Raw genomic sequence first — 7,519 nt, 5'->3', positions numbered from 1 at the left:
CATTTACTATTTCCTGTCGCTCAAATAATTCGAGGCTTTTGAAGTATTCTGTGAAATTTTGTGGTATCATGACTTTCGTTTTTAATAAAATACAACTTATTTAAGTCATATTATAGAATATAGCCTTGATTTTTACTTATACTGAATAGACGACCAATTATTTAATCTGTTACATGAAGCGAAAAGAGATAACAGATATTTAACAATTTGTGAACGAATAAGTTAAAGTGTTCACAAACTTTAATAATTACAAAATAAACTGTTTTTTTTTGAATCTGTAAAAACGGATAAACTAAAAAAAATTAATGCTTCAAATTTGATATCCTCAGGTAAGTGTTATCTTTGAAATTCACTAACAAACTATCATGAATAAAAAAGTAATTCTAATGATTCTAGATGGTTGGGGCATGTCTCCTGACCCAAAAGTCTCAGCAATAGATAATGCCAATACACCATTTATAGATTCACTTTACACAAAATATCCACATGCTACACTTAGAACAGATGGGTTGCATGTTGGTTTACCAGAAGGACAGATGGGCAATAGTGAAGTTGGCCATATGAACTTGGGAGCTGGCCGAATTGTTTATCAAGATTTGGTAAAAATCAATTTAGCTGTAAAAAATAAAACGCTTCAAGAAGAACAGGTGCTCAAAGATGCTTTTGCTTATGCAAAAAACAATGATAAGAGTATTCATCTTTTGGGTTTAGTTAGTGATGGTGGTGTGCACTCTCATATTAACCATTTGTTTGGATTACTAGATGCTACAAAAGAAAATGAATTACACAATGTCTTTGTTCATGCTTTTACTGACGGAAGAGATGTTGACCCAAAATCGGGCTACGGTTTTATTTCAGAATTAGAAGAAAAATTAAGTGAAAGCGGTGCAAAGCTGGCTACAGTGACTGGTCGGTATTATGCTATGGATAGAGATAAACGCTGGGAACGCGTTAAGATTGCTTATGATGCTTTGGTTAATGGCGAAGGCGAAAAGACCAATCAAGTATTAAAATCTATTCAATCTAGTTATGCTGAAGGTGTTACAGATGAATTTATAAAACCAATAATTAATATTGATGCAAGTGGGGAACCTATTACAAGGATAAAAGAAGACGATGTTGTTATTTTCTTCAATTTTAGAACTGACCGCGGAAGACAACTAACAGATGCTTTATCACAGAATGATTTTCATGAGTTTAATATGCACAAATTGAATTTACACTATGTGACTTTGACAAATTATGATGAAAATTTTAAAGGTATTAACGTCGTTTTCAATAAAGATAATTTAACCGAAACTTTGGGTGAAATTTTAGAAAAACACAACAAAACACAAATTAGGATCGCTGAAACAGAAAAATATCCTCACGTCACTTTTTTCTTTTCCGGAGGACAAGAAGAACCTTTTAAAGGCGAAACAAGGATACTCAGAAACTCGCCAAAAGTAGCCACCTACGACTTAAAACCCGAAATGAGCGCTTACGAATTACGAGATGCTCTAGTACCTGAGCTAGAAAAAGGTGATGTCGATTTTGTTTGTCTTAATTTTGCTAACGGAGATATGGTTGGGCATACTGGCGTAATGGAAGCTGCAATAAAAGCATGTGAAGCGGTTGATGAGTGTGTAAAAGCTGTTATCACTACCGCTTTAGATAATGACTATACCACTATACTCATTGCAGACCACGGTAATTGTGAAACTATGATTAATCCTGACGGAACACCACATACAGCTCATACTACAAACCCAGTTCCGGTAATATTAATTGATAAAGATTTAAAAAAAATTAAAGATGGTATCTTGGGAGATATTGCACCGACCATTTTAAATTTAATAGGTATAGACCAACCTAAAACTATGACACAACATTCTTTAGTTTAAAATGAAATTTAAAGAAAAACTCATATTAGCTATAGACTTTGACAGTACCATTGTAAAAGATTCATATCCAAATATTGGCAAACCTCAGCTTTTTACTTTTTAAACACTTTTACGCCTTCAAAATGATGGTCATCGACTAATTTTATGGACTTATCGTGATGGTCAAAGATTACAAGAAGCCGTTGACTTTTGTAAAGAAAATGGCGTTGAATTTTATTCTGTAAATAAAAGCTTTCCCGAAGAGCAATTTTCAAAAGAGAGAAGCCCAAAAATTTATGCCGCTTATTTTATTGACGACAGAAACATTGATGGCTTCAGAGGCTGTGGTAAAGTATATCAATTACTTACCAATGAACTTCCAAATCTAGAAAAACCGAAATCTAAAAAAAGGTTTTATTGGTCTTTTTAGATGATAGGTTAAATCAAATCAAAATACGCTTTATCAATAGACTCTCTGTGATCTGGATGTGCAATTTCTGTTAAGGCCTTTACTCTCTGTTTAATTGTTTTTCCGTACAAATTAGCAATACCATATTCTGTAACTACATAATGCACGTGTGCTCTGGTAGTAACAACGCCAGCACCTAATTTTAAATTTGGAACAATTCTACTAATTCCCTTTCTTGTAACCGAAGGCAAAGCTATAATAGCTTTACCGCCTTCACTTAGAGATGCACCCCTGATGAAATCCATTTGCCCACCAACACCAGAATACATACCAGAACCTATAGAATCTGCACAGACTTGCCCTGTAACATCTACTTCTATAGCAGAGTTTATGGCTACCATTTTAGGGTTCTGTCGGATGTATGCCGAATTATTTGTATAGTTGGAAGCTCTCATTTCTACAAAAGGGTTATCATCTACATAGTCATATAAGCGCTTTGATCCCATCAAAAAAGTAGTTAAAGCACGACCGCGATTTATCTTTTTATAATTTCCGTTTATAACATCGTCTAGAATTAAATCTATAACTCCGTCCGAAAACATTTCAGTATGTAATCCTAAATCTTTGTGATTTTTTAGTCTTGTTAATACCGCATTTGGTATGGAGCCAATACCCATTTGTAAAGTACTTCTATCCTCAATTAAACTCGCCACATGGTCTCCAATCTTACCTTCTATTTCTGTAGGCTCAGCCATTTCGTGAGAAGGTAATTCTTCGTTAGACTCTACAAAATAATCAATTTCCGAATGATGAATTATACCTGCACCGTGGGTACGCGGCATATTCTTGTTAACTTGAGCAATAACAATTTTTGCGTTATCAATTGCTGCTAGTGTGGCTTCTACGGAAACTCCTAATGAGCAATAGCCGTGTTTATCTGGTACCGAAACATGAATTAAAACAATATCAAGGTCAATAATACGTCGTTGAAAAAGTCGTGGTAACTCACTCAAAAAAACAGGTGTGTAGGAACCGTTACCAGCTTTTAAGGTATGTCTCACATTTTTACCAATAAAAAATGAATTAACATGGAAACTGTCTTTTAATTCTGGATTAGCGTATGGTGCCTCTCCCTCAGTATGGAGCTGGCAAATTTCAACATTTCTTAATTCTTGATGTCTAGCAGACATTGCTTTAATTAATGCTTGAGGTGCAGCCGCTGCAGCTTGGATATATACTTTATCGTTGGATTTTATAACTTTTACAGCCTCTTCTGCTGAAACTAATTTATACATAATATAATCTTTATTGATTGCGTAAAAGTAAAACATAAATAGATTTCAATACATGTCAAATATCATATTTAAGCAAAAAAGAATAACATGTTAATTTTAGTATCTTTGCCCACCAATACAGTTGAAAATGATTGTTGTAAAAACAAAAGAAGAAATAGAATTGATGCGAGAAGCAGCTCTTGTCGTTTCCAAAACTCTTGGAGAATTAGCAAAAGCGATAAAACCTGGGGTAACTTCTTTAGAATTAGATAAGATAGCCGAAGAATGCATCAGGGACCAAGGTGCAATTCCTGGTTTTTTGGGTTTATATGATTTCCCTAATACGCTTTGCATGAGTCCAAACTCGCAAGTGGTTCATGGTATACCCAATGACAAACCTTTGATTGAAGGCGATATTATTTCTATTGATTGTGGTGCTATTAAAAATGAATTTTATGGAGACCACGCGTATACATTTGCCATTGGAGAAATAGATTCAGAAACTAAAAAATTACTTCAGGTTACTAAAGAATCTTTATACGTAGGGATTAGAGAATTTAAATTAGGAAATCGTGTCGGTGATGTGGGCTATGCTATACAAAAATATTGCGAAGCTCACGGCTATGGCGTTGTTAGAGAACTCGTTGGTCATGGTTTGGGCCGTAAAATGCACGAAGACCCAGAAATGCCTAATTATGGTAAACGAGGTCGTGGCAAAAAGTTTGTTGAAGGTATGGTAGTCGCTATAGAACCTATGATAAATCTAGGGACTCAGCGTATCAAACAACATAGAGATGGTTGGACGATTACTACTTTAGATAACAAGCCAAGTGCCCATTTTGAACACGATGTAGCTATAGTAGATGGCAAACCTGAGTTACTTTCTACATTTGCATACATTTATGAAGCTTTGGGTATAGATAGTAATGAAGAAGATGAGTTTAGACAGCAAGCACTAGTGCTTTGAAGAAAACTCTATTTAAACTCATATTAAATACAATTCCAAGACCTATACTTATTAGGTTAAGCTATATTGTTCGTCCAGTTTTAAGTTTTTTACTTAAGGGACATACCTATATGGACCCAATTGATGGTAATAGTTTTAAAAGTTTTTTGCCTTACGGTTATGGTCAACAACGTAATAATGTTTTATCGCCTTCCACATTAAGTTTAGAACGCCACAGACTATTGTGGTTGTATCTGCAAAACGAGACTGATTTTTTTACTCGAGAAGCCAAGGTTTTACATTTTGCTCCTGAGCAATGCTTTTTAAAACATTTTAGAAAATTAGAGAATCTCTATTATACAACAACAGATTTACTATCACCAATTGCAGATGTAAAAGCAGACATCTGTAATTTACCTTTTGAAGACAACAGCTACGATATTATACTTTGTAATCATGTTTTAGAACATATTCCTGATGATACCAAAGCCATGCAAGAACTATATCGTGTTATGAAATCCGGTGGCTGGGGTGTATTTCAAATTCCGCAAGACTTAAATAGAGACAAAACTTTTGAAGATAATTCTATAACTGACAAGACTGAACGTGCTAAAATCTTTGGTCAATACGACCATGTACGTGTTTATGGACGTGATTATTTTGACAAACTTAGAAGCGTTGGTTTTAAAGTTAAAGAAGTTGATTATACATCTAAGCTCTCAGATGAAGAAATTAAAAAATACTGTTTGGCCAAAGGTGAAATTATTCCTGTGGTTTATAAATAAACTATTCTGGAAAACCATTTAAACTAAGTGTCTGTAGCGCACCACTTTCATCCAAATAAATAAAATATACTTGTAATTCTGGATGTGCATTTAAAAACACTTTTGTCTTTTCTAGACCCATGGTTTGGAATGTTGTGGCATAACCATCCGCCAACATTGCATTTGGCGCAATCACCGAAACGCTTAATACATTAGTTTTTGTAGGATAGCCAGTTGTTGTATTAATAATGTGTGCATAACGATTTCCTTCCTCATCTACTTTAAACTTCCGGTAAGTCCCCGAAGTCGCCATACCCTTGTTAGTTAAAGTAATGGCTTTTGAATAAGATTGTGAACCATCAAAATTTGGATCTTCGATACCAATAGTCCATCCCTTTTTCTTTTCTTTATTAATACCAGAAGCTCTTATATCGCCACCGATGTCTACTATATAATTTCTAATACTTCGAGATTCTAAAAACTCTCCAATAACATCTATACCGTAACCTTTTGCGATAGCATTAAAATCTAAATATGCGCTGTCTGGTCTTATAAATCTGGTTGGTGTTTTAATAACTCTATCAAATCCTACATGTTGCATTAGGCTTTTTATAGTAGTGCTGTCTGTTAGGAATTTATTTTCATCTGGACCAAAATTCCAAGCGTTTACAACATTACCTATAGTAGGGTCAAACAAACCTTTTGACTCCTTAAAAATTTTTTTTGAAGTATTAAAGACAGTCGTAAAATGTTCATCGATTTCAACAGGCTCATTCCTATTCCATTTAGAAATATCTGAACTTGAAATGTATGTAGATAAAGAATTATTAATAACCGTAAATAAACTATCGAACTCTTTTTGGTAGTTAATACCTTCTTCTGAATAGTACTGAATATTATAACCTGTACCAAACACAGGTCCGTTTAACTTTATTGTTGTTTCAACATCTTCTTTACATGCCAAAATTGTAACTAGAGCAAAAAATAATAAAGTGATTTTTTTCATGTTTAATTCAGATTAGTTTCTATGACCTGTATGCCATTATATTCTATAAGATATTCCTCATTGAGATAAATTGGAAGGTCTTCGCCATCAGGATTTCCCAAACCAACACCTGCATAAAGGACTTTTGCATCTTTATCGTAAGCATGTTGCTTAAAGGTTTCCATCCAAACAACATCATAATTATTAGGATTTTCTGGCAATAAAACAGCTCTCACTATCACAAAAAAATACTGGCTATTTTTATCTATACACACAAATTGCGGATGCTTTTTAAGTTTGCTATTGATAGCAACAAACTCAAAACCGCGAGACTCTAAATCCTTACCAACATGATTCATGGCGAGGTTGTGTAATTCTTGCTTTGATAGTGCTTTACTCATCTTTAAACCTTGCAAACTTTGAATTTGTAAAGGTAAAGCCTGGCACAGATATTTCCGAATTTAATTTCAATTTATACCAAGGTGAAATCGAAGTATCCTCCAAATTTTTTAGTAAATGAATACTTTGTACAGGTGTATTGCCTTGAATGAGTAGAAATAAGCGTTCTCCTATTACATTTTCTGCAATGTCAGCAATCATATTACATGACCAGGATAACCACCGATAATAAGTATATCACCTATTTTTAATTCTTTAATTGATGTGACTTCTTTTAATTCACTATCTAAAGATAGCGTACCAGAATACATGTAAATAAGATTCAAAATAGTTATAGAAATTAGCTTTGGAATGGTTTGTAGCAACCATTTTATGAAACGAGCATGCTAAACATATTATCACCCAAAGGAATGATTAATAGCGAACAGCATGTGTCCTTAAAAAAACAATACATATAAACACAGGAAAGCTAACTTTATTTCCATTGATTTTTGGTCGGTAACCTTCCGCATATTTTTTCCAAGAGCAATGATGTCCGCTTGTAAATTCAAAACCAATTTTATCCTTCTGATTTGTATCCCAAAGCTATTCACTTCGTAATCTTATTAACGCATCGGCACATTGTTGTAAGTCATTGCTAGGCACATCAATATCTAAAACGCCAACGTGCCCAAACTGATAGAAATAGGATTACCATCATAATTAATGACCTTAGCTCCAAAATCCTTCAATTTTTGATGCCTTATGAAATTTTGAAGTAAATAATCCTCGGGGCAAGCCCACGAGGCATTAAAATAATTTCAATTGATTATTCTTTTTCAAACTTTTATAATCCTTTTCAACACCTTGTTCCTTAACATAATTTGCTATCAATTTTTCA

Annotated in this window: 7 protein-coding genes and 2 pseudogenes; 4 read left to right on the top strand and 5 right to left on the bottom strand. The window is 33.9% G+C overall.

Annotated elements, in window-relative coordinates:
• Positions 1–365: 365 nt before the first annotated feature.
• Both gpmI and HKP48_RS06560 read left to right on the top strand, forming a co-directional pair.
• Positions 366–1,883: a 2,3-bisphosphoglycerate-independent phosphoglycerate mutase gene (gene gpmI, locus HKP48_RS06565; protein WP_296344065.1), complete on the top strand. Its 1,518-nt coding sequence runs from the start codon at positions 366–368 to the stop codon at positions 1,881–1,883.
• A gap of 1 nt (position 1,884) precedes the next feature.
• Positions 1,885–2,292: pseudogene (locus tag HKP48_RS06560) on the top strand (hydrolase).
• An 8-nt stretch (positions 2,293–2,300) separates the two neighbouring features.
• On the opposite strand, the gene HKP48_RS06555 reads toward HKP48_RS06560, so the two are convergent.
• Positions 2,301–3,566 (bottom strand): acetyl-CoA hydrolase/transferase C-terminal domain-containing protein, encoded by a 1,266-nt coding sequence (locus tag HKP48_RS06555; RefSeq protein ID WP_296344063.1) that lies wholly within the window; start codon positions 3,564–3,566, stop codon positions 2,301–2,303.
• A gap of 127 nt (positions 3,567–3,693) precedes the next feature.
• Here HKP48_RS06555 and map point away from each other — a divergent pair, with 127 nt between their 5' ends.
• Positions 3,694–4,512, top strand: a complete 819-nt coding sequence (map, locus tag HKP48_RS06550) for a type I methionyl aminopeptidase (RefSeq protein ID WP_296344061.1) — start codon at positions 3,694–3,696, stop codon at positions 4,510–4,512.
• Entirely contained in the window at positions 4,509–5,276 is a 768-nt protein-coding gene (locus HKP48_RS06545) for a class I SAM-dependent methyltransferase (protein WP_296344059.1), read from the top strand. The genes map and HKP48_RS06545 overlap by 4 nt, the downstream gene beginning before the upstream one ends.
• Before the next feature lies 1 nt (position 5,277).
• Here HKP48_RS06545 and HKP48_RS06540 read toward each other — a convergent pair whose 3' ends face one another.
• The 4 genes and pseudogenes from HKP48_RS06540 to HKP48_RS06525 all read right to left on the bottom strand — a co-directional run bounded on the left by HKP48_RS06540 (position 5,278) and on the right by HKP48_RS06525 (position 7,197).
• Positions 5,278–6,261 carry an FAD:protein FMN transferase gene (locus HKP48_RS06540; protein WP_296344057.1) on the bottom strand — a complete coding sequence of 328 codons (984 nt, stop codon included), beginning with the start codon at positions 6,259–6,261 and terminating at the stop codon, positions 5,278–5,280.
• Between the two features lie 2 nt (positions 6,262–6,263).
• Positions 6,264–6,641, bottom strand: coding sequence for a Na(+)-translocating NADH-quinone reductase subunit F (locus tag HKP48_RS06535; RefSeq protein WP_296344055.1), 378 nt, complete (start codon positions 6,639–6,641; stop codon positions 6,264–6,266).
• Positions 6,634–6,950: pseudogene (locus HKP48_RS06530) on the bottom strand (DUF4846 domain-containing protein). The gene HKP48_RS06535 and the pseudogene HKP48_RS06530 overlap by 8 nt, the downstream one beginning before the upstream one ends.
• Positions 6,951–7,053: 103 nt before the next feature.
• Positions 7,054–7,197 (bottom strand): hypothetical protein, encoded by a 144-nt coding sequence (locus HKP48_RS06525; protein ID WP_296344066.1) that lies wholly within the window; start codon positions 7,195–7,197, stop codon positions 7,054–7,056.
• Positions 7,198–7,519 lie beyond the last annotated feature (322 nt).

This window comes from Winogradskyella sp., assembly GCF_013042245.1.
In the GTDB taxonomy this organism is placed as follows: Bacteria; Bacteroidota; Bacteroidia; order Flavobacteriales; family Flavobacteriaceae; genus Winogradskyella.
Note: the sequence above shows the minus strand (reverse complement) of the source record. Positions and strands in the feature narration are given on the sequence as shown.